This window comes from Bradyrhizobium arachidis, from assembly GCF_015291705.1.
GTDB classification, from domain to species: domain Bacteria; phylum Pseudomonadota; class Alphaproteobacteria; order Rhizobiales; family Xanthobacteraceae; genus Bradyrhizobium; species Bradyrhizobium arachidis.
This window is the reverse complement of the sequence record NZ_CP030050.1, coordinates 3,607,803-3,629,915: the sequence shown is the minus strand read 5'-3', so window position 1 is coordinate 3,629,915 and position 22,113 is coordinate 3,607,803. Positions and strand designations below refer to the sequence as shown.

At 66.3% G+C, this 22,113-nt stretch carries 16 protein-coding genes; 12 read left to right on the top strand and 4 right to left on the bottom strand.

Going from position 1 to position 22,113, the window contains the following annotated elements; genetic code table 11:
* Window positions 1–578 precede the first annotated feature (578 nt).
* The 7 genes from WN72_RS16700 to WN72_RS16670 all read left to right on the top strand — a co-directional run bounded on the left by WN72_RS16700 (window position 579) and on the right by WN72_RS16670 (window position 9,596).
* Window positions 579–1,985, top strand: a complete 1,407-nt coding sequence (locus tag WN72_RS16700; protein ID WP_167380909.1) for a hypothetical protein — start codon at window positions 579–581, stop codon at window positions 1,983–1,985.
* 185 nt (window positions 1,986–2,170) lie between these two features.
* Window positions 2,171–2,374 carry a hypothetical protein gene (locus WN72_RS16695; protein WP_018647766.1) on the top strand — a complete coding sequence of 68 codons (204 nt, stop codon included), beginning with the start codon at window positions 2,171–2,173 and terminating at the stop codon, window positions 2,372–2,374.
* Window positions 2,375–2,422: 48 nt separating this feature from the next.
* On the top strand, window positions 2,423–3,070 hold the full coding sequence (locus WN72_RS16690; RefSeq protein ID WP_027558835.1) for a hypothetical protein: 648 nt from the start codon (window positions 2,423–2,425) through the stop codon (window positions 3,068–3,070).
* A gap of 252 nt (window positions 3,071–3,322) precedes the next feature.
* Window positions 3,323–4,327, top strand: a complete 1,005-nt coding sequence (locus WN72_RS16685; RefSeq protein ID WP_092217104.1) for an NAD(P)H-dependent flavin oxidoreductase — start codon at window positions 3,323–3,325, stop codon at window positions 4,325–4,327.
* 16 nt (window positions 4,328–4,343) lie between these two features.
* Window positions 4,344–5,315 (top strand): zinc-binding dehydrogenase, encoded by a 972-nt coding sequence (locus tag WN72_RS16680; RefSeq protein ID WP_092217105.1) that lies wholly within the window; start codon window positions 4,344–4,346, stop codon window positions 5,313–5,315.
* Between the two features lie 364 nt (window positions 5,316–5,679).
* Window positions 5,680–7,053, top strand: coding sequence for a cation-efflux pump (locus WN72_RS16675; protein WP_027558832.1), 1,374 nt, complete (start codon window positions 5,680–5,682; stop codon window positions 7,051–7,053).
* 212 nt (window positions 7,054–7,265) lie between these two features.
* Window positions 7,266–9,596, top strand: a complete 2,331-nt coding sequence (locus WN72_RS16670) for a PAS domain-containing sensor histidine kinase (protein ID WP_092217106.1) — start codon at window positions 7,266–7,268, stop codon at window positions 9,594–9,596.
* Window positions 9,597–9,734: 138 nt separating this feature from the next.
* Here the strand turns inward: WN72_RS16670 and WN72_RS16665 are convergent, their stop codons facing one another.
* Window positions 9,735–10,628 (bottom strand): LysR family transcriptional regulator, encoded by an 894-nt coding sequence (locus tag WN72_RS16665; RefSeq protein WP_027558830.1) that lies wholly within the window; start codon window positions 10,626–10,628, stop codon window positions 9,735–9,737.
* A 224-nt stretch (window positions 10,629–10,852) separates the two neighbouring features.
* On the opposite strand from WN72_RS16665, the gene WN72_RS16660 reads away from it, so the two are divergent.
* From WN72_RS16660 to WN72_RS16640, 5 genes are read left to right on the top strand one after another with little or no spacing between them, the layout of a single operon-like run.
* A complete protein-coding gene (locus WN72_RS16660; protein WP_092217107.1) occupies window positions 10,853–11,329 on the top strand; it encodes a formate dehydrogenase subunit gamma in 477 nt (158 codons plus the stop codon).
* Window positions 11,326–12,882: a formate dehydrogenase beta subunit gene (locus WN72_RS16655; protein WP_092217108.1), complete on the top strand. Its 1,557-nt coding sequence runs from the start codon at window positions 11,326–11,328 to the stop codon at window positions 12,880–12,882. The genes WN72_RS16660 and WN72_RS16655 overlap by 4 nt, the downstream gene beginning before the upstream one ends.
* Before the next feature lie 10 nt (window positions 12,883–12,892).
* On the top strand, window positions 12,893–15,766 hold the full coding sequence (gene fdhF / locus WN72_RS16650; RefSeq protein WP_092217109.1) for a formate dehydrogenase subunit alpha: 2,874 nt from the start codon (window positions 12,893–12,895) through the stop codon (window positions 15,764–15,766).
* 4 nt (window positions 15,767–15,770) lie between these two features.
* Entirely contained in the window at window positions 15,771–16,601 is an 831-nt protein-coding gene (fdhD, locus tag WN72_RS16645; RefSeq protein WP_092217110.1) for a formate dehydrogenase accessory sulfurtransferase FdhD, read from the top strand.
* Complete coding sequence (locus WN72_RS16640; RefSeq protein WP_027558825.1) at window positions 16,588–16,824, top strand: formate dehydrogenase subunit delta; 237 nt, start codon at window positions 16,588–16,590, stop codon at window positions 16,822–16,824. Before fdhD ends, WN72_RS16640 begins: the two co-directional genes overlap by 14 nt.
* On the opposite strand, the gene WN72_RS16635 is transcribed toward WN72_RS16640, so the two are convergent.
* The 3 genes from WN72_RS16635 to WN72_RS16625 are packed head-to-tail and all read right to left on the bottom strand — an operon-like array spanning window position 16,799 to window position 21,889.
* Window positions 16,799–19,768, bottom strand: coding sequence for a bifunctional [glutamine synthetase] adenylyltransferase/[glutamine synthetase]-adenylyl-L-tyrosine phosphorylase (locus WN72_RS16635; RefSeq protein WP_092217111.1), 2,970 nt, complete (start codon window positions 19,766–19,768; stop codon window positions 16,799–16,801). The two genes, WN72_RS16640 and WN72_RS16635, sit on opposite strands and share 26 nt — an antisense overlap.
* The gene (locus WN72_RS16630; protein WP_027558823.1) at window positions 19,765–21,225 is read right to left on the bottom strand and encodes a sensor histidine kinase; all 1,461 of its coding nucleotides are present in this window, start codon (window positions 21,223–21,225) and stop codon (window positions 19,765–19,767) included. The genes WN72_RS16635 and WN72_RS16630 overlap by 4 nt, the downstream gene beginning before the upstream one ends.
* Entirely contained in the window at window positions 21,209–21,889 is a 681-nt protein-coding gene (locus WN72_RS16625; RefSeq protein ID WP_035731438.1) for a response regulator transcription factor, read from the bottom strand. The genes WN72_RS16630 and WN72_RS16625 overlap by 17 nt, the downstream gene beginning before the upstream one ends.
* Window positions 21,890–22,113 lie beyond the last annotated feature (224 nt).

Below are 22,113 nucleotides of genomic sequence, written 5' to 3'. Positions count from 1 at the left end.
TGAAGGGCTCGCCGGCCATTTCGCCGCAGCGCGGCAAAATTGATCCTGCGCAAATCGCGCCGTCGCGGTCGCCATTATCCTTCCCGGCAACAGATCGATGTCTGATGCAAGGGAGGACGCCATGACGAATGCCACTAATGCACTTTTGTGGACGGCTCTCTACTTTGCCCTCGCGTTCGCTGCGATCTTCGTGGTCTGGTTCGCCGACAAGATGCGTTCGAACTTCCTCGGGAAGTGATAGCGAGCAGGACGCCGTAGTCCGGACTGACATCCGGGACAGACGTTGACGTGGTCCCGCATGGCGCTACCTGCATGCGGTCTACGAATCCCACCCTCTCCGTCATTCCGGGGCGCGACGAAGTCGCGAGCCCGGAATGACCGCGGAGGATAGTTGGCAGCCACGGCCCCAACCAATCGGGAAAACCCGGCACCTCGCCACGCCGCTCCATCGATCTGCCGACGCAACCGGCGGTGGATTCGTGCGACTGGACACATCCGGCAACAGCCGCACCCCTTGATCTCGGTTCCGCTCTCCAATAGCAACTATGGCAACATTGTGCCGGCGTGAGGAATTCACGATGTGGCTATTTTTCCTGGGTGCCTGGTTCGTCCTGCTGGCCGCCATCGCGTTTTTGGTCCAGCAGGCGTTCGGTTACGATATCAGCCACCTGTCCGCCTGGTTCGCGGGCCTGCCCATGCCGCAACGTATCGCGACGGGCACGGTCCTGACCGCCGCCCTGGCGCTGATCGGCGCAAGCGCCTGGCGGTTGTCGCGCCAGGACCGGCGCCTCGACACCCTGCGCGACCGCCTCAGGAAGACCCGTGAGGACGTCGTCGTCGCCCATGCCCTGCAAAACCACCTCGACGCCACCGTCCAGCACCTGATCGAGAGCGACCCCAGGGAGGCGGTCTCCGCCCTCGACGGCAAGCTGGGCGAGACCGAGCAGCGCGCGCTGCTGCAGCAGGGCCGCAACGAATCCACCGATATGCATGACCAGCTCGCCGAGATTCGCCGCCGCCAGCAGGCGCTGCGCGAGATGGTCGGCAAGGTCGCCGATCAGCGCCGCGCCGTCGAGCCTGTCTTCACCGAGATCCGCGACCGCCAGAACCAGCTCGAACGCTCCCTGCACGACCTCGAGACCGACGACCGCAAGAACAACCTCGGCGACCGGCTCAAGGAGATCGCGCGCGATGTATCGGCGCTGCTGACGCGGGTGAACACGGTCCAGCACATTTTCGCAACCCTGGACCGGTACAAGGAAGATCTGGCGAAATCCCATGCCGAGCTGGTGCCGCTGCGCTCGAACGACGCCGGTATCAATGCGCTGATCGGCGAGCTCGCCCTCAGCCATGACCGCCTGGCCAAAAGCATCGACGAGCTAGAGACCAGCGGCGAGGCGCCGCTCGCCAGCCGGGTCGAGACGCTGTCGAAGAACAAGATCGAGATCGAGCAGCGCCTCGCCCGCATCGACGACAGTTTCAACATCCTCAAGGCCGTCCGGCTCGACTTCGAGGAGCTCGGTCAACGCCGAGCCCAGCTCGAGCGCTCGCTCGCCGAGGTCGAAACCGACCGCGACGGCAAGTCGCTTGCCGACCGTCAGAACGCGCTGAACGACTTCGTGCTCCAGTCGCGCCAGCGCCTCGGCGCGTTGCAGGAGACGCTGGCGACGCTGAACGCCTTCAAGACCGAGCTGTCGAAGTCGCAGGCTGACCTCGTCCCGCTGAAGGCCCCGGTGTTCGGCATCGAGGCGATGATCGCCGAGGTCAGCACCACGCGCGACCTGCTCGCCAGAACCGTCGGCGAGATCGAGGCGAATGCCGGCGTGACCCTGGCCTCGCGTGTGGACGCGCTGACCAAGAGCAAGCGCGAAGTCGAAGACCGCCTCGCACGCATCTTCGACAATTTCAACGCGCTCGATGCCTTGCGCAAGGACATCGGCGGCATCTTCTCGACGATCAGGAACAGCCTGAACCGAATCGGGTGATTGCCGCGCAGGACCGGCATCGCACCAACCAGAAACATCCGGACACATCATCACATCTGCGTTCGCCCGATAGATGCCGCCAACATGTCCCGTGCGCGCCGCAACTTGGACGCATTCGGCCGCCCTTTTGTGAGGCGTGTCTGGGGGGCACGGCATGGCCGTGTTTGGACCAACCTTCTAGGGGTATCACTGTGAAGAAGATCGTATTTGTTCTGGGTGCAACGCTTGCTCTGGTGACGGCTGCGAACGCTGCGGACCTGCCGCGCCGCCAGCCCGTGCCGGTCTATCCGGCGGAGCAGGCCCCGATCGGCAAGATGCCGATCGGCAAGAGCCCGGTCGGCAAGGCCCCGATCGGCAAGGCGCCCGGCCCGGTCGCAGCGCGCTACTGACGCATTAGCGGAATCTGCGCAAGCGGCCGACAGTCGAGGGGGCACAGCGTGACGAACAAAGCTGATCGAACGGGATCCTGCATCATCGCGGGGGCCGCGCTCGCGGCCATGATCGCGTGCACGACGCCCTCGGCTTCGGCCCACGAAGCGAACAAGCGCATGGCGGACGCCAATGCGCTTGCCACGACCGACACCGCCTCGCGACCGGCACCGCAATCGCGGCGCCCGGTCGCGCGCGCGGAGAAAGGTCCCTATTACGTCGACTTCCGTGCCCGCACGGCCGCGAGCTGGGGCCATGCCTTCGTCTGGTACGGCAAGACCAGCGAGCGCGCCGTCGAGGTTGCTGGGCTCACGCCCGCCGGCGACACCTGGGCCTATGTGCTCGGTCACCTCACCTGGGTGCCATCAGAGACCGGCGCGAGCTACGGCGATCTCGATCCGGAATATCTGACCGCGAGCTATCGCGTCTATCTCAACGAGGCCGACGCCAAGCGCGTGTTCGCCTACATCAAGAAATTGCAGACGAGCTCGCCGGTCTGGAATGCCGAGACCACCAACTGCACCGGCTTCATCGGCGACATCGCCGAGTTCATGGGCCTGCAAGTCCCCAACCGCTGGCAGCGCCCGGAAAACTTCGTCAACCGCCTCAAGGAAATGAACGGCGGCCGACAGATGGTGCGGCTGTCGGCGGAGTAGCGGCAGCCTCGGTATCCGTGCCCCGGACGCAGAATGTGGGTCCCGGCTCTGCGCCGCAACGCCAAGAGGCGTTGCAGCGCGTCCGGGACACGAGATCATCCAAATTATCCGCCCCGCGGAATCTTCCTCATCCCCTGCATGAGCGCCCCGCCCTAACCGCACGCCCGCGCAATAGACTTTTCCCACCCCCGGCGGCATCCTCCGGCCATCAACCGATAACAGAGCCCGCGGGCCACCCAGGGGGAACACATCATGCTGCAGACACGCTTCACTGAACTCGTCGGGGTCGAGCACCCGATCGTCCAGGGCGGCATGCAGTGGGTCGGGCGGGCCGAGCTGGTCGCGGCCGTCGCCAATGCCGGCGCACTCGGCTTCATCACGGCGCTGACCCAGCCGACGCCGGAGGATCTCACAAAGGAGATCGCGCGCTGCCGTGACCTCACCGACAAGCCCTTTGGCGTCAACCTCACCATCCTGCCCGCGATCAAGCCGCCGCCTTACGCGGAATACCGCGCCGCCATCATCGAGAGCGGCATCACGGTGGTCGAGACCGCCGGCAACAAGCCGCAGGAGCATGTCGACGAGTTCAAGAAGCACGGCGTCAAGGTCGTGCACAAATGCACCAGCGTCCGCCACGCCCTCTCGGCCGAGCGCATGGGGGTCGATGCCATCTCGATCGACGGCTTCGAATGCGCCGGCCATCCCGGCGAGGACGACACCCCCGGCCTGATCCTGATCCCGGCCGCCGCCAACAAGGTCAAGATCCCGATGATCGCCTCCGGCGGGTTTGCCGATGCCCGCGGCCTCGTCGCCGCGCTGGCGCTGGGCGCCGACGGCATCAACATGGGCACCCGCTTCATGGCGACCAAGGAGAGCCCGATCCACCAGCTCATCAAGGAAAAGATCGTCGCCAATGACGAGCGCGAGACCGAGCTGATCTTCCGCACCATGCGCAACACCTCCCGCGTCGCCAAGAACGAGATCTCGACCAGGGTCGTCGCCATGGAGAAGGAAGGCGCCAGGTTCGAGGACATCCGCGAGCTCGTTGCGGGGGCCCGCGGCAAGATGGTCTACGCGACCGGCAATTCCGACGAAGGCATCTGGTCGGCCGGCCAGGTTCAGGGCCTGATCCAGGACATCCCGAGCTGCGCCGAGCTGATCTCCCGCATCGTGCGCGAAGCGCAAGCGATCATCAGGAACAGGCTCGAAGGCATGATCGTTCATCCGAGCGCGCAAGCGGCGGAATATTCACTGTAAGAAGCGAGAGCAATTGATGAAGGCTTACGTCTACGGCCCTGATGGCGCTCAGATTTCCGACGTTCCTCAACCTAAGCCGAAAGGCACGCAGGTGCTGGTCCGCGTGCGTGCCTGTGGACTCAATCGCGCCGACACCGGCATGCGCAAGGGCCACGCCCATGGCGCGGCCGGCGGTGTCGGCACCGTGCTCGGGATGGAATGGGCCGGTGAGGTCGCCGAGCTCGGACCGGACGCCAAGGGCGTCAAGGTCGGCGATCGCATCATGGGATCGGGCGGCGCGGCGTTTGCCGAGTACACGCTCGCCGACCATGGCCGGCTGTTCCGTGCCCCCTCGAACATGAATTTCGAGGAGGCCGCCACCCTGCCCGTCGCGCTCGCGACCATGCACAATGCCGTCGTCACCGTCGGCGGCGTGCAGCCGGGACAGGCCGTGCTGATCCAGGGCGCGAGCTCCGGCGTCGGCCTGATGGCGATGCAGATCGCCAAGCTGAAGGGCGCCAAGCTCGTGATCGGCTCCTCGACCGATGCCTACCGCCGCGGCCGGCTGAAGGAATACGGCGCCGACCTCGCGGTCGATTCCTCGGACCCCAAATGGGCCGAGGAGGTGCTGAAGGCGACGAACGGCGAAGGCGTCGACCTCATCGTCGACCAGGTCTCCGGCAAGGTTGCCAACCAGAACCTCGCCGCAACCAGGGTCCTGGGCCGCATCGTCAATGTCGGCCGGCTCGGCGGCACCCATGCCGGCTTCAACTTCGACCTCCATGCCGCCCGCCGCATCAGCTACATCGGCGTCACCTTCCGCACCCGCACCATCGAGGAGGTGCGCGAGATCTTCGAGGAGGTCCGCAAGGACATCTGGGGCGCGGTGGAATCGCGCAAGCTGCAGCTCCCGATCGACAAGGTCTATGGGTTCGACGACATCGACAAGGCGTTCGAGCACATGGAGGCGAACAAGCATCTGGGGAAGATCGTGGTGACGGTGCCGTAACGCCCCGGAGCCATCCAAAGACACCGGTCTCGTAGGGTGGGCAGCAAAGCGAAGCGTGCCCACGATCTGTATCCATCACGGAGGAATCGTGGGCACGGCGCTATCGCGCCTTTGCCCACCCTACGAGTTTGGAGCGCGCCGCTCTCTCCGCTCGTCATGGCCGGGCTTGACCCGGCCATCCACGTCTTGGCGGCTTGGCACGAAGAACGTGGATGCCCGGGACGAGCCCGAGCATACGGAGCAAGTGGCATCAGCCACCATTCAATTCGGAAGCATTCGCAATAGCTTCGCTCCTGCAACTCACTTGCGACTATAGCTGTGGATCGTCGCTTGATGTTCGACCTCACCCTGCTACATCCCCGCCATGACCTCCCAGCACAACAAGACTTCGGTCGCCGCGATCTCGATCTTCGCCAGCGGCGGCATGGCGGCGGCCAAGTTCGTGGTCGGCATCGCGATCGGCTCGCTCGCGCTGATCTCCGAGGCCCTGCACTCCTCGATCGACCTCGTCGCGACCATCATCACCTGGGCGGTGGTGCGGGTGTCCGACAAGCCGGCCGACGAGGAGCACCATTACGGCCACGGCAAGCTGGAGAGCATCTCCGCGCTCGGCGTCACCGCCCTGCTCTACGTGCTCGCCGGCGGCATCCTGGTCGAGGCCTATGGCCGCTTGCGCGAGGGAACCGCGCCGCCGACGATTTCGGCCGTGCCGTTCGTGGTGCTGGTGATCGACATCGTCGTGAACCTCTGGCGCGCGCGTGCCCTGCACCGGGCCGCGCGGGAGACCAGGAGCCAGGCGCTCGCCGCCGACGCGCTGCATTTCGCTTCCGACGTGATGGGCTCGTTCGCCGTGATCGTGGGCCTGATCCTCGCCGCCCTCGGCTTCTGGTGGGGCGACGCCGCGGCGGCCGCCGCGGTTGCCGTGATGATCGCCCTGCTCGGCCTGCGCATGGCCGGCTCGACCGTGCAGACGCTGGTCGACCGCGCCCCCGAGGGCGCGCAGGAGAAGGCCACCGCCGCGATCCGCGGCGTCCCCGGCGTGATCGACGTCGAGCGGTTGCGCGTGCGCATGGTCGGGGCGACCACCTTCATCGACACCATCGCCAAGGTGCCGCGGACCTATCCGATCGACCGTGTCGAGGAGATCAAGCGCGAGGCGCAGGCCGCCGTCGGCAAGGCGTTCGGCGATGCCGACCTCACCTTCACCCCGGTCCCGGTCGCGCGCGACAACGAGACCGTGCGCGACCGCATCATGGTGATCGCCCACAATTCCGGCCTCGCCATCCACCACGTCACGGTGCACGATCTCGGCGCCAAGCTGATCGTCAGCATCGACCTCGAGGTCGACGCCGAGATGCAGCTCGAGGCCGCCCATGACATCGCCAACACGCTGGAGCGCAGCATCCAGGAGGAGTTCGGCGAGGACGTCGAGGTCGACGTTCATATCGAGCCGCTGGAGCCGGAACTGCCGTTCGGCGTCGATGCCGCGCCGGAGCGGGTGCAGACCATCGCCACTGCACTGGCCGAGTTCGCCGGCGAAGGCGAGATCCACGACATCCATAATGTGCGCGTCCGCAACACCGATGCCGGCGAGATCGTCAACTTCCACTGCCGCGCCGCGCCGTCGATGAGCGTGATCAAGGTGCACGAGCATGTCGACGCGATCGAGCGCGCGCTACGCCGCGCGTTCCCGAGCGTGAAGCGCGTCATCAGTCACGCCGAGCCGCCGCGCGCGTGACATGGAATGCGTGCGGAGTCGTACGTTCTCGTTTCGGACTCCTCGCGCCCCTGAGTTTGCGGACATTCGATGCGCAAACTGCGCATTGGATAAGAATAATTTCGCGTTAACGATTCGTTGACTCTCGACAGCCCGGCAAAACTGGATTCAAATCGATGTGATTCGGAAGCGACGTGGGGCCGCTTCCGAGCAGTTTTCAGGGGGCCGAAGGCATGTCGCGTGCAGACGCCGCGAACGCGTGCGTCCAATCCGATTCGATCAAGGGATTGGCGCAATCGATCGCGAAACCTGCCTACCACCGGCTGCTGATCGCGGAGCCGGCATTGCGCCGCGCCGTGCCGACGCTCATCATTGCCTTCCTGATCACCATCTGCCTCGGCGCGTTCGTGCAGGTCGTCGACCAGACGCGCCAGAAGCGGCAGGTCGTCCGGCACGACATCTCCGCGCTCGCCGACCTGCTCGCCGAGCGGATCGATCGCCTCACCTCGTCGCGGATGGAGCGGCTGAAGAACATCGAGAACCTGCCGACGCTGCTGCCCGACCTCATCCCGTCCTGGGGCCTTGCCGCGGGCCGCCATGTCATCGTCACCTCGGCCGGCATCGACCGCCGCATCCTCGCCCGCATTCCGATCGACAGCGATCCCGCCGGCAATGACCGCCTGCTCGATGCGATCACCACCGCGCAGCTGCTCGCAGCTCCGCCGCGCGACAACAACGTCTCCGACATGACGCTGCCGAGCGGCAACGCCGCGATGGCGATCTCGCGCCAGATCAAGTCGCTGCCCGGCCTCGTCACCGTGATCCAGGAGCGCAACGAGCCGATCTGGGGCTCTGACGCCGCGCTCTCGGTGACGCTGTCGGCGACAACAGGCTTCGTCGTCCTAATCCTCGGCTTCGCCTTCCACTGGCAGTCCACCCGCGCCCGCGAGGGCGACCTCATCAACGACGCCGTGCGCGGCCGCATCGACACCGCGCTCAACCGCGGCCGCTGCGGCCTGTGGGACTGGGACCTGTCGCGCGGCCGGATCTTCTGGTCGCAGTCGATGTTCTCGATGCTCGGCCTCGACGGCCGCAACGAGCTCCTCACCTTCGGCGAGGTCAACGCGCTGGTGAAGTCCGACGACATCGATCTGTTCGAGATCGCCGACCAGCTCATCTCCGAGAAGATCGACCACATCGACCAGACCTTCCGCATGCAGCATGTTGACGGCCACTGGATCTGGCTCCGCGTCCGCTGCGAGAAGACGCGCGGGGCAACCGATTCCAGCGTGCACCTGATCGGCATCGCGGTCGACATCACCGAGCAGAAGAGCCTCGCCGAGAAGACCGTGGAAGCCGACCTGCGCTTGCGCGACGCGATCGAGACGATCCCGGAAGCCTTTGTGCTGTGGGACGCCAGCGACCGCCTCGTGCTCTGCAATTCGCACTTCCAGCGCCTGCACAAGCTGCCCGACACCGCCGTCATTCCCGGCACCTCCTACGAGACCGTGCTCGAGGTCGGCCGCATGCCGGAGGTGCGCACCCGCCACAACGAGACCGGTGCCCAAGGCCCGGGCGCCCGCACCTTCGAGGCGCAGCTCGACGACGGCAGCTGGCTGCACATCAGCGAGCGCCGCACCAAGGACGGCGGCTACGTCTCGGTCGGCACCGACATCACCCGCATCAAGGAGCACGAGCAGAAGCTGGTCGACAACGACCTGCGCCTGCGCGCCACCGTCATCGACCTGAAGCGCTCGCAGGCAGCGCTGGAGCGCCAGGCGGTCGAGCTCGCCGACCTTGCCGAGAAGTACCAGCGCGAGAAGACCCGCGCCGAGGAAGCCAACCAGACCAAGTCGAAATTCCTTGCCAATATGAGCCACGAGCTGCGCACACCGCTGAACGCCATCATTGGCTTCTCCGAGATCATGGGCTCGGGCATGTTCGGCGAGCTCGGCAGCGAGAAGTACCAGGAATACTGCCAGGACATCCTGACCAGCGGCCACTACCTGCTCGAGGTCATCAACGACATCCTCGACATGTCCAAGATCGAGGCCGGGCGCATGAAGCTCGACATGGAAGAGCTGGACTTGGCGCAGACGCTGGCGGAATCCCTGCGCGTCGTCACCGGGCGGGCCCAGGACAAGCACCTGACGCTGGACGCCGACATCGCGAAGTCCATCTCGGTCGTCGCCGACCGCCGCGCGACCAAGCAGATCATAGTCAACCTCTTGTCCAACGCGGTGAAGTTCACGCCCGACGGCGGCCGCGTCGTGGTCCGCAGCCGCGAGCTCGACGACAGGATCGTGCTGATGATCGCCGATACCGGCATCGGGATCGCGCCGCATTCGCTGGCGCGGCTCGGCCGCCCGTTCGAGCAGGTCGAGAGCCAGCTCAGCAAGACCTATCACGGCTCGGGCCTTGGCCTTGCCATCGCCCGCTCGCTGGCGCAGCTCCACGGCGGCTCGATGCGGCTGCGCTCGAAGATCGACGTCGGCACCGTCGTCCGCGTCACCCTGCCGCGCAACGCCGTCAAGGCGGCGACCGGTATATCGGCGGCGGCTTAGCGTACGGCAGGAAGCTCGCCCGAGGCCATCCTTCGAGACGCCCGCCTCCGGCGGGCCCTCAGGATGAGGGCGGAGTACGCGGCAGCCGTTTCAACGAGCACCGATACAACGCTTGCTCCGGCCCCGCCGCTCTGGCTCCTACAGCTGCAGCGACGGCGCCACTTCGCGCGCGACATTGACCAGCGCCGCGATCAGCGGCGTCATGGGATCGCGCTGCGGGATCACCATGCCGATGCTGTAATTGACCTCGGGGTCGATGATCGGGATCGAACGCACGGTGTCGGAGAGGCCGAGTGTCTCGGCGAGCTTGGCCGGCATCACGCTTGCCCAGCGCCCTGTCTTCACATGCGTGAACAACACGAGCAGCGAGTTCGAGGTCAAGGTCGGCGTCGCCTCCGCGCCGACCGAGCGCAGCGCACGATCGATGATGCGGCGGTTCTGCATGTCGGGCGTCAGCAGGCACAGCGGCACCTGCCCGACCTCGGTCCAGGTCACCGTCTCGCGGTCGCCGAACATTCCGTCCGGCGCGGTCAAGAGACGATAGCTCTCGTTGTAGAGCGGAATGGTGCGCACCTTGCCGATCGGCTCGTTCTCGATATAGGTCAGCCCCGCATCGACCTCGAGATTTTCGAGCAGCCCCAGTACCTCCGATGACGTCGTGGACTGGATGCGGAAGCGCACCTCGGGATGCCGCGCGCGGAACGGCGTCGTCAGCGCGGCGACCATGCCGAGCACGGTCGGGATCGCGGCAATGCGGATCTCGCCGGAGAGCTGGTGCTTCAACCCGTTGATCTCGTCGCGCATGGCGCGGGCATCGCCCACGATCCGCCGCGCCCAGTCGAGCGCCCGCTCGCCTTCGGGCGTGAACCCCTGGAAGCGTGAGCCGCGCTGGACCAGCATCACGCCGAGGATCTCCTCGAGCTGCTTCAGCCCGGTCGACATCGTCGGCTGGGTCACGCCGCAAGCCTCTGCCGCGCGTCCAAAATGCCGTTCCTTCGCCAGCGCCAGCAGCAGTTCAAGCTTGTCGATCAACCGGACGTCCCCTCGAATTCTGTCGTGGCATGCAAGCTAGCATGCCGGGCCTGCACCAACACGCAAAAACCGGCAGCCGATACAAGCTTCATTACCCATTCGTATCGACCGATTGCGGTTGCAAATCGATCTGAATTCGCAATCGCAGCATGAGACAGCTTTATTGATCTTCGAATGATTCCAAATACTTTGTGGGGAAATAACGCTGAGGTTGAGAACGAAGAATGACAGCGGTTTACGAGCCTTGGGACGAGACGCGCGGCGCCGAGATCATCGCTGAACATGCGAAGCAGGAGGGCGCAACGCTCGTCATCCTGCATGCGCTTCAGGAGGCGTTCGGCTACGTGCCGGAGGCGGCGATTCCCATGGTCGCGCAGGCGCTGAATCTGTCGCGCGCCGAGGTGCACGGCGTTTTCACCTTCTATCATGATTTCCGCCACAAGCCGGCCGGCCGCCACGTGCTGAAGCTGTGCCGCGCAGAGGCCTGCCAGGCCGCGGGCGGCGATGCGCTGGCCGCGCGCGCCGAATCGAAGCTTGGCGTGTCGCTCGGCAATACGACGGCTGATGATCGCGTCACGCTCGAGCCGATCTACTGCCTCGGCCTGTGCGCGACCGCGCCGTCGGCGATGCTTGATGGCAGGCTCGTCGGCCGGCTCGACGAGAGGCGCCTCGATGCGCTGGTCGCGGAGGCACAGCGATGAGCATGCGTCTCTTCGTCTCACGCGATGCAGGTGCGGTCGCCGTCGGCGCCGACGAGGTTGCGCTGGCGCTGGAACAGGCCGCGGCCAAGCGCGGCGCCGCCGTTGAGATCGTCAGGACCGGCTCGCGCGGCATGTACTGGCTGGAGCCGCTGGTCGAGGTCGCAACGCCGCAGGGCCGGATCGCCTTCGGCCCTGTGACCGAAGCCGACGTGCCCTCCCTGCTCGACGCGCTCGCCAGCAACACGCCGCATCTGTTGCGGCTCGGCGCGACCGACGAGATTCCCTGGCTGAAGCGCCAGACCCGCCTCACCTTCGCCCGCTGCGGCGTGATCGATCCGCGCTCGCTCGACGACTACCGCGCCCACGGCGGCTACAAGGGGTTTGAGCGCGCACTCTCGCTCGGCCCGGATGCGATCCTGAACGAAGTCACCGCGTCCGGCCTGCGCGGCCGCGGTGGCGCGGGCTTTCCGACCGGCATCAAGTGGAAAACCGTCGCGCAAGCCAAGGCCGACCGCAAGTTCATCGTCTGCAATGCCGACGAAGGCGACAGCGGCACCTTCGCCGACCGCATGATCATGGAAGGCGATCCCTTCCTGGTCATCGAAGGCATGACGACTGCCGGCATCACCGTCGGCGCGACCAAGGGCTACATCTACATCCGCAGCGAATATCCGCATGCGGTCGAGGCGATGAACGCCGCCATCGTGGCGGCCAAGCGTGGCGGCTATCTCGGCGACAAGATCGGCGGCTCCGCCTACAGCTTCGATCTCGAAGTGCGCGTCGGCGCCGGCGCCTATGTCTGCGGCGAGGAGACCTCGCTGCTGGAGAGCCTGGAAGGCCGTCGCGGCATCGTGCGCGCCAAGCCGCCGCTGCCGGCGCATCACGGCCTGTTCGGCAAGCCGACCGTCATCAACAACGTGCTGTCGTTCGCGGCGATTCCCTTCATCCTCGCGGAAGGCGCCAAGGCCTATGCCGATTTCGGCATGGGCCGCTCGCGCGGCACGATGCCGATTCAGCTCGCCGGCAACATCCGCTACGGCGGCCTCTACGAGACCGCCTTCGGCGTCACGCTCGGCGAGCTCGTCGACGAGATCGGCGGCGGCACGGCCACCGGCCGTCCGGTCCGCGCGGTTCAGGTCGGCGGGCCCCTTGGGGCCTATTTCCCCCGCGCGCTGTTCGACACGCCGTTCGACTACGAGGCGTTCGCTGCGCGCGACGGCCTGATCGGCCATGGCGGCATCGTCGTGTTCGACGATAGCGTCGACATGCGCAGGCAGGCGCGCTTCGCCATGGAGTTCTGCGCCGTCGAATCCTGCGGCAAGTGCACGCCGTGCCGGATCGGCTCGACCCGCGGCGTCGAGACCATCGAGAAGATCATCAATGGCGAGCGCGTCCATGAAAATCTCGCGCTCGTCGAGGACCTCTGCAACACCATGAAATTCGGCTCGCTCTGCGCACTCGGCGGCTTCACGCCCTACCCCGTGCTCAGTGCATTGAAGCACTTCCGGGAGGACTTCGCACCCATCCCGACCACGCTTCAGGCCGCGGAATAGGAGAACGACAATGTCTCTGATCGAGGAAATCGACTACGGCACGCCGCGCTCCAAATCGGAAACGATGGTCACGCTGACCATCGACGGCAATCAGGTCACGGTGCCCGAGGGCACCTCGATCATGCGGGCCGCGATGGACGCCGGCCACCAGATCCCGAAGCTCTGCGCCACCGACATGGTCGACGCCTACGGCTCCTGCCGGCTCTGCCTCGTCGAGATCGAGGGCCGCGCCGGCACGCCTGCATCCTGCACGACGCCGGTCATGAACGGCCTCGTCATTCACACCCAGACCGAGCGGTTGAAGAAGCTGCGCAAGGGCGTGATGGAGCTCTACATCTCCGACCATCCGCTCGACTGCCTCACCTGCGGCGCCAACGGCGATTGCGAATTGCAGGACATGGCCGGCGCCGTCGGCCTGCGCGACGTGCGCTACGGCTATGAGGGCGAGAACCACGTTTTCGCCAAGACGAACGGCTGCAGCAACGACCACTGGATGCCGAAGGACGAGTCCAACCCGTACTTCACCTACGATCCCTCCAAGTGCATCGTCTGCTCGCGCTGCGTCCGCGCCTGCGAGGAGGTGCAAGGCACTTTCGCGCTGACCATCTCCGGCCGCGGCTTCGACAGCCGCGTCTCGCCGGGCATGAGCGAGAGCTTCCTCGGCTCCGAATGCGTCTCCTGCGGTGCCTGCGTGCAGGCCTGCCCGACCGCGACCCTGACCGAAAAATCCGTGATCGAGATCGGCCAGCCCGAGCATTCGGTCGTCACCACCTGCGCCTATTGCGGCGTCGGCTGCGCCTTCAAGGCCGAGATGCGCGGCGAGGAAGTGGTGCGCATGGTGCCGTACAAGGACGGCAAGGCCAATCGTGGCCATTCCTGCGTCAAGGGTCGCTTCGCCTGGGGCTACACCAACCACAAGGAACGCATCCTCAAGCCGATGATCCGCGAGCGGATCGAGGATCCCTGGAAGGAAGTCTCCTGGGACGAAGCGTTCTCCTTTGCCGCCGCGAGGATGCGCGGCATTCAGAAGAAGTACGGCCGCGACGCCATCGGCGGCATCACCTCCTCCCGCTGCACCAACGAGGAAACCTATCTGGTGCAGAAGCTGATCCGCGGCGGCTTCGGCAACAACAATGTCGACACCTGCGCCCGCGTGTGCCACTCGCCAACCGGCTATGGCCTGTCGCAGACGTTCGGCACGTCGGCCGGCACGCAGGATTTCGACTCGGTCGAGGAGACCGATGTCGCCGTCATCATCGGCGCCAATCCCGCCTCGGCTCACCCGGTGTTCGCATCGCGCCTGAAGAAGCGGTTGCGCCAGGGCGCCAAGCTGATCGTGATCGATCCGCGCCGTACCGAGATGGTGGAATCGCCCCATGTGAAGGCGCTGCATCTGCCCTTGATGCCCGGTACCAACGTTGCCGTCGTGACCGCGCTTGCGCATGTCATCGTCACCGAAGGCCTCGTCAACGAAGCCTTCGTGCGCGAGCGCTGCGACTGGGCCGAGTTCGAGGAATGGGCGGCCTTCGTCGCGCAGCCGAAGCACAGCCCGGAATCCACCGCGATCCTCACCGGCGTCGATCCGAAGGTGCTGCGCGAAGCCGCCCGCGTCTACGCCACCGGTGGCAACGGCGCGATCTATTACGGCCTCGGCGTCACCGAGCACAGCCAGGGCTCGACCACCGTGATCGCGATCGCCAATCTCGCGATGGCTACCGGTAATATCGGCCGTCCCGGCGTCGGCGTGAACCCGCTGCGCGGCCAGAACAACGTGCAGGGCTCGTGCGACATGGGCTCGTTCCCGCACGAGCTGCCGGGCTATCGCCACATCTCGGGCGATGCCGTGCGCGACCAGTTCGAGGCGCTGTGGAACGTCAAGCTCAACCCGGAGCCGGGCCTGCGCATTCCCAACATGTTCGATGCCGCGATCGAAGGCACGTTCATGGGCATCTATGTGCAGGGCGAGGACATTCTGCAGTCCGATCCCAACACTTCGCATGTGGTGGCGGCGCTGTCGGCGATGGAATGCGTCATCGTCCACGATCTCTTCCTGAACGAGACCGCGAACTACGCCCACGTCTTCCTGCCCGGCTCGAGCTTCCTCGAGAAGGACGGCACCTTCACCAATGCCGAGCGGCGTATCCAGCGCGTGCGCAAGGTGATGACGCCGAAGAACGGCATGGCCGACTGGGAGGTCACCATCGCGCTCGCCAAGGCGATGGGCTTCGAGATGAACTACAGCCATCCCTCGGAGATCATGGACGAGATCGCGGCGCTGACGCCGACCTTCACCGGCGTCTCCTACGCCAAGCTCGATGAGCTCGGCTCGGTGCAGTGGCCCTGCAACGAGAAGGCGCCGGAGGGTACGCCGGTGATGCATATCGGCGGCTTCGTCCGCGGCAAGGGCAAGTTCATCGTCACCGAATATGTCGCGACCGACGAGCGCACCGGCCCCCGCTTCCCGCTGCTGCTCACCACGGGCCGCATCCTCAGCCAGTACAATGTCGGCGCGCAGACGCGGCGCACCGAGAACGTGGTCTGGCATGCCGAGGACCGTCTGGAGATCCATCCGCACGATGCCGAGCAGCGCGGCGTGCGCGACGGCGACTGGGTTCGCCTGACGAGCCGCGCCGGCGAGACCACGCTGCGCGCGGAGATCACCGACCGCGTCTCCCCGGGCGTCGTCTACACCACCTTCCACCACCCGGATACGCAGGCCAACGTGATCACGACCGACTATTCGGACTGGGCCACCAACTGCCCCGAATACAAGGTCACTGCCGTGCAGATCTCGCCGTCGAACGGCCCGTCCGACTGGCAGAAGGCCTATGACGAGCAGGCGCGGCATTCCCGCCGCATCGTGCCGGCAGAGGCCGCGGAGTAACGGCATGCACGTGCCTGTCCAGGCCATCGACCGCGACATCTGGCGTGACGGCGTCACGTCGGATGGGACGCGGCTGATCCCGGAGGAGACGCCGCTGGCGCTGACCTATAATGGCGGCACTTACGCCGTCATGATGGGGACGCCGCAGAACCTCGAGGATTTCGCCGTCGGCTTCAGCCTGGACGAAGGCATCATCAAGTCGGTCGACGACATCAAGTCGCTCGACGTGGTTCGCCTCGACGACGGCATCGAGCTGCGCATGTGGCTGGCCTCGGACGACGCCGCGCGCATCAGCGAGCGCCGCCGTCACATCGCTGGCCCCACCGGCTGCGGCATCTGTGGCATCGACTCCATCGCGGAGGCCGTGCGGCCCGCGGCCGTCGTGCCGCAAGGGACCATCTTCACGCCGCAGCAGATCATGACCGCGATGCAGGCGATCGCTCCCCTGCAATCGATCAACATGCAGACCCGCGCGGTCCATGCCGCAGCGTTCTGGTCGCCGGCAAACGGCATTGTGGCCCTGCGTGAAGACGTCGGCCGCCACAATGCGCTGGACAAGCTCGCGGGATCGCTGGCGCGGAGCCGGACCGACGCCAGCGCCGGCCTGGTGCTGCTGACGAGCCGTGTCTCGGTCGAGATGGTGCAGAAGACGGCCGCCATCGGCGCGCCTGTCATGGTCGCGGTCTCCGCCCCCACTGCGCTTGCGGTGCGCACCGCGGAGGCTGCCGGCATCACGCTGATTGCGATTGCCCGCAGCGACGGGTTTGAAGTGTTCACGCACCAGGGCCGCATCGCGGCTCTTGGTGCCCAGGAGATTATCGATGTCGTCGCCTGACCGCCTCGTCTACATGGCCAACCAGATCGGCACGTTCTTCCGCAGCCAGGGCCACGACAAGGCCGTGCCGGGGATCGCCGAGCACATCAAGAAGTTCTGGGATCCCCGGATGAAGCGCGCGATCTTCGCCCATCTCGATGCCGGCGGCGCTGGGCTCGAGCCGAACGTGCTCGAAGCCCTGACGTCGCTGAAGCAGGCTATTTCCCTTCCAGAAGCGCGCTGAACACGCGCCGCACCTCGCTCTGCGTCTCCTTCACGCGGGCCTCCAGCGCGGAGAAATCCGGCGCATCGCCGGCGCGCGCCATCACGCGCTGAAGATCGGTGCCGGCGGTCTCAGGCTTGAAGCGGTCACTGACGCAGAGCCGTAGGATCTGCGTCAGATCGTGATAGAGCCGCGCCGCGGCACGCAGGATCTCGGTCTCCGACTGTGAGAGCACGCCGAGCCGGCATGCGTTGTCCAGCACCTGCAAGGTGCTGACGTCGAGGATCTCGGGCTTGTCGTGCGCGTGCACGAGCTGGAGATATTGCGCGATGAAGTCGATATCGACCATGCCGCCGGCGGCATATTTGAGATCCCAATGGTCGCTCTCGCCCTTCTCCTGCGCGATCGCGTGCCGCATGTCGGCGACGTCGTTGGCGGTGATCGCGGGATCGCGGCGGCGGGTCAGGACATCGCGGATCACGCGCTCGATCCGCCCCTGGAATTCGCTCGAAGCCGACACCACGCGCGCGCGCGTCAGCGCCATGTGCTCCCAGGTCCAGGCCTCGTTGGCCTGGTAATCCGCGAAGGAGACGAGGCTCGAGGCCACCGGGCCGGCGCGCCCCGAGGGACGCAGCCGCATGTCGATCTCGTAGAGCACGCCGTAATTGGTGCGGGTCGTGAAGGCGCTGATCAGGCGCTGGGTGAAGCGGGCGAAATAATGCGCGCCCTGGAGCGACTTCGGTCCGTCCGAGTCCGGCTCGTCGCTGTCGAAATCGTAGAGCAGGATCAGGTCGAGATCGGACGAGGCCGTCATCTCGCGGCTGCCGAGCCGGCCCATCGCGATGATCGCGGTCTCCTGATCCTTGATGCGGCCGTGCTGGGCCGCGAAGCGCTCGGCGACGAGGCCGTGCACGGTGTGGACGATGCCTTCGGCAACGTCGGCAAAGGCCGTGCTTGCCTGCTGCGCCGAGACGGTGCCGGACAGGATGCGCGTGCCGATCAGGAACAGGCTCTCCTGCCCGAACAGGCGCAGGCGATCGAGGAATTCCTCGTATGAGCCGGCGTCCTGCACGGTCGCCGCCAGCCGTCCCGACAATTCCTGCTTGTCCGGCATGGCGCCGAAGAAACGCGGATCGATCAGCCCGTCCATGAGCTGCGGCTGCCGCGCCAGCATCTCGCCAAGCCGGGGCGCTGCGCCCAGCACCAAGGCCACCAGCGCCACGAGATCGCGGTTCTGGCCGAGCAGCGTGATCAGCCGGCCGCCGCGCTGGAGCGCCTGGAGGAATTGGTCGAACGCCACGACGGCGCGATCCGGCTCCTCGGCATGGGCGAGCCCCTCGATCAGGGCCGGCACGAACTCGACGAAGGCGCCTCGCGTCTGATCATTGCGGAACACGCGATAATCGCCGGTGATCCAGTCGCGCACGGTCTGCGCGAGGGCGGCAGGCTTCTTGAAGCCGAGCGAGGACAGATATTGCAGTAGGCGCGGATCGTCGGGACCCGTGCTGTAGTCGAGCGCCGGCAGCTTAGCCGTGCCGGTCAGGTCGTCGCCCTCGAACAGTTTTTCGTAATGCCCCTGCACGATCTCGAGCTGGCGCAACAGGTCGCGCGCGAAGGCTTCGCGATCCGCATAGCCAAAGAAGCGCGCAAAACGCTCGACCGCCTCCTTGTCCTCAGGCAACGCATGAGTCTGCTCGTCGGCGATCATCTGGAGACGATGCTCGACCCGGCGCAGGAATTCGTACGCCGTGGTCAGCTCGTCGCGCGCAGCGGACGTGATCCAGTTGCTTGAGGCGAGAATGTCGAGCGCCTTGAGCGTCGGCCGCACCCGCAATTCGGGATGGCGGCCGCCCGCGATCAGCTGCTGCGTCTGCGCGAAGAACTCGATCTCGCGGATGCCGCCGCGGCCGACCTTGACGTTGTGCCCCTCGACCGCGATCTCGCTCTGGCCGCGATAGGTCTGCATCTGCCGCTTCATGTCGTGCACGTCGGCAAGTGCGGCGAAGTCGAGATGTTTGCGCCAGACGAACGGCGCGATCTCGGCGAGCAACGCCTCGCCCGCCCGGGGATCGCCGGCACAGGCGCGCGCCTTGATCATCGCGGCGCGCTCCCAGGTCCGCCCTTCCCGCTCGTAGTAGTTCAGCGCGGCGTCGCGCGAGATCGCCACTTGCGTCGAGGACGGATCCGGGCGCAGGCGCAGATCGACGCGGAAGACGTAACCGTCATAGGTGCGCTGCTGGAGGATGCGCGCCATGCCTTGCGTCACACGGACGAAGAACGGCTGCGGCTCGATGTCGGGCGCCAGCGTCGTGGCTTCGGGATCGAAGAACACGATAAGATCGATGTCGCTGGAATAGTTCAGCTCACCCGCCCCCATCTTGCCCATCGCGAGCACGATCAGGCCGCTGCCCTCTTCAGGGGCTTCCGGATTGGGCGGTGAGAGCTTGCCACGTGCGGCTTCCTGCCGCAGCAGATACTGGAGCGCCGCCTGCACCGAGGACACCGCGACGTCGGTCAGCGCCACCGTCACCTGCATCACCGGCCAGACCCCGCCGATGTCGCACAGCGCGGTCAGCAGAGCCGCTTCCGCCTTCATGCGGCGGAGCAGGCGCATCACCTCGGTTTCGTCGCCCGCCGCGAGCACTGCGCCCCTCGCCTCCGCGATCAACGCGGGAAGATGCGCATCCGGATCGCATTCGAGCAGGCGGATCAGGCGCAGTGCATCGGCGCGCACCAGATCGAACAGATAGGGCGAGAATTCCGCAATGCCGGCCAGGATATCCCGCGCGAAGGGATGGCTCAGCAAGCCCTCGATACGGGCGGATTGTGCCGGCTCAAGTTCCGCCAGCCAGCTCTCAAGACGTCGTTCGTCGGTTGCGGAAGCGGCAATATGGGGAGCCTCCGCGAAGCGGGTCGCGAGGCTCACACCAGTCTTGTCCGCGTTTCCCGGCGCGGAGTGGTTCATGCCACCTTCTGTGGCACATCCGGCAGCGGAGGAGCAACCCTGTCGCCCGCGCCCGCACGCGCCGGCAGCACCAGCGTGGCGACGAGGCCGGGATTGGCATCGCCTAGCCGCAATTCGCCGCCATGAAGCGTCGCAACCGCGGCGGCCAGGCTGAGGCCGAGGCCGGAGCCCGGCAGCGTGCGGCTGGCTTCGAGCCGCACGAATCGCTCGACGACATGCTTGCGATCGGCTTCGGGGATGCCGGGGCCGCGATCAGTGACGCTGAGCAGCACGTGGTCGCCCTCGCGCTTCGCCTCGATCGTGATCTGCCTTGCGTCCATGCTGACCACGGTTCCCGCCACCTGCGCGGCCGGCTTGCCATATTTGATCGCGTTCTCGACCAGATTGGCGAGCGCCTGGCTGATCAGCTCGCGGTTGGCGTGAACCGGCGTCGGCTCGGCCTTGACCTTCAGGGTCATGCCGTCGTCCTCGGCGAGCGGCTCGTACAGCTCGTGGATGCCGCCGGCCACATCGGCCGCGTCGAAATCATCCATGTTGCCGCGCGCCTGGCCTGACTCGGCGCGCGCGATCATCAGCAGCGCGTTGAAGGTGCGAATCAGTCCGTCGGATTCCTCGATGGTCCGTTCCAGCGCGGCGCGGTAATCGGCCTCGCAGCCCGATTTCGCCAGCGCCTCCTCGGCGCGATTGCGCATGCGCGTCAGCGGCGTCTTGAGGTCGTGGGCGATGTTGTCGGAGACTTCCTTCAGCCCCGCCATCAGCGCCTCGATCCGCTCCAGCATCGCGTTGAGGTTTTCGGCGAGGCGATCGAGCTCGTCGCCGCTGCGCCCGACCGGCAGGCGGCCGCTGAGATCGCCGGTCATGATGCGCTGGGCCGTGCCGGTCATGGCGTCGATGCGGGTGAGCACGCGGCGCGCGACGAAAATGCCGCCGCCAAGGCCGAGCACCACCACGATCAGGACCGACCATTGCGCCGCCTTGGCGACGATGCCGAACAGCCGTCGCCGCTCGGCAAGATCGCGGCCGATCAGAAGCCGGAAGCCGTTTTCGAGCTCGGTGACGCGCACCAGCGCGCGGTGGTCGCGGTCATCGGCATCCTCGATGCGGCGGTACGCCGTCTCGGACCAGCCACGCGTCGCCAACACGCCCGGCGCCAGCGAGCCGACATTGCCGGCGATCGCCTGCCCGGTCGGCGTGGTCACGAGGTAGAGGTTGGCGCCGGGCCGCAGCGCCCGGTATTCGATCGTGCGCACAACGCCCAACATGCCGCGGCGGCCGTAGATCTCGTCGATCTCGGCGGTCTCGGCATTGACCGTCTGCGTGATCTCCTCGGTGATCAGCCGCCGCGTATTCCACGCGAAATAGCCGAGCAGCGAGGCCGCGAACATCGCGAACAGCAGCAGATAGACCAGCGTCAGCCGGAACGCCGTGGTGCGGACGAGTTTACCGAATGCCGTCACGGATCATGTATCCGGCGCCGCGGATCGTGTGCAGCAGCGGCCGCTCAAAACCCTTGTCGATCTTGGAGCGCAACCGCGAGATGTGCACGTCGATCACGTTGGTCTGCGGATCGAAATGATAGTCCCAGACGTTCTCCAGCAGCATGGTGCGCGTCACCACCTGGCCGGCGTGCTTCATGAGGTATTCGAGCAGGCGGAATTCGCGCGGCTGGAGCGTCAGCTCATCCTTGCCGCGGGCGACGCGGTGGGAGAGCCGGTCGAGCTCGAGATCGCCGACGCGATAGAGCGTGTCCTCGGCCGGTCCGCCGCGGCGGCGCGACAGCACCTCGACCCGGGCCAGCAGCTCGGCGAAGGAATACGGCTTTGGCAGGTAGTCGTCGCCGCCTGCGCGCAGGCCCTTGATGCGGTCGTCGACCTGCCCGAGCGCGGAGAGAATCAGCACCGGCGTGGTGTTGTCCTTGTCGCGCAGCGCGCCGATCAGCGACAGGCCGTCGCGCTTGGGCAGCATGCGGTCGACCACCAGCACGTCGTAGTCGCCGTTCTCGGCCATGGCGAGGCCTTCCTCGCCGTCGGCGGCGTGATCGGCAATGTGACCGACTTCGCGAAACGCCTTCACGAGGTAGTCGGCGGATTCGCGGTCGTCTTCGATGATGAGGAGGCGCATCGTGCGTTCGGCGGCGGTCAAGGAGGTCAACCTTTTCTAAACATGGCGCGAGCGGCAATCGCATGCAAGCCGAGGGAAGCGGTCTCGGATCGAGAAAAAGGCGGGCGGTGAAGCTGGGGGGACTTCACCGCCCTAGGCCTTCCGACGGAGGGGGGGCGTAATTCCACCGGAAGGTAGGCTGGGGAAGCAATCGTTGCGCTGCTCCCCCGAGGAGCGTCGGCGGC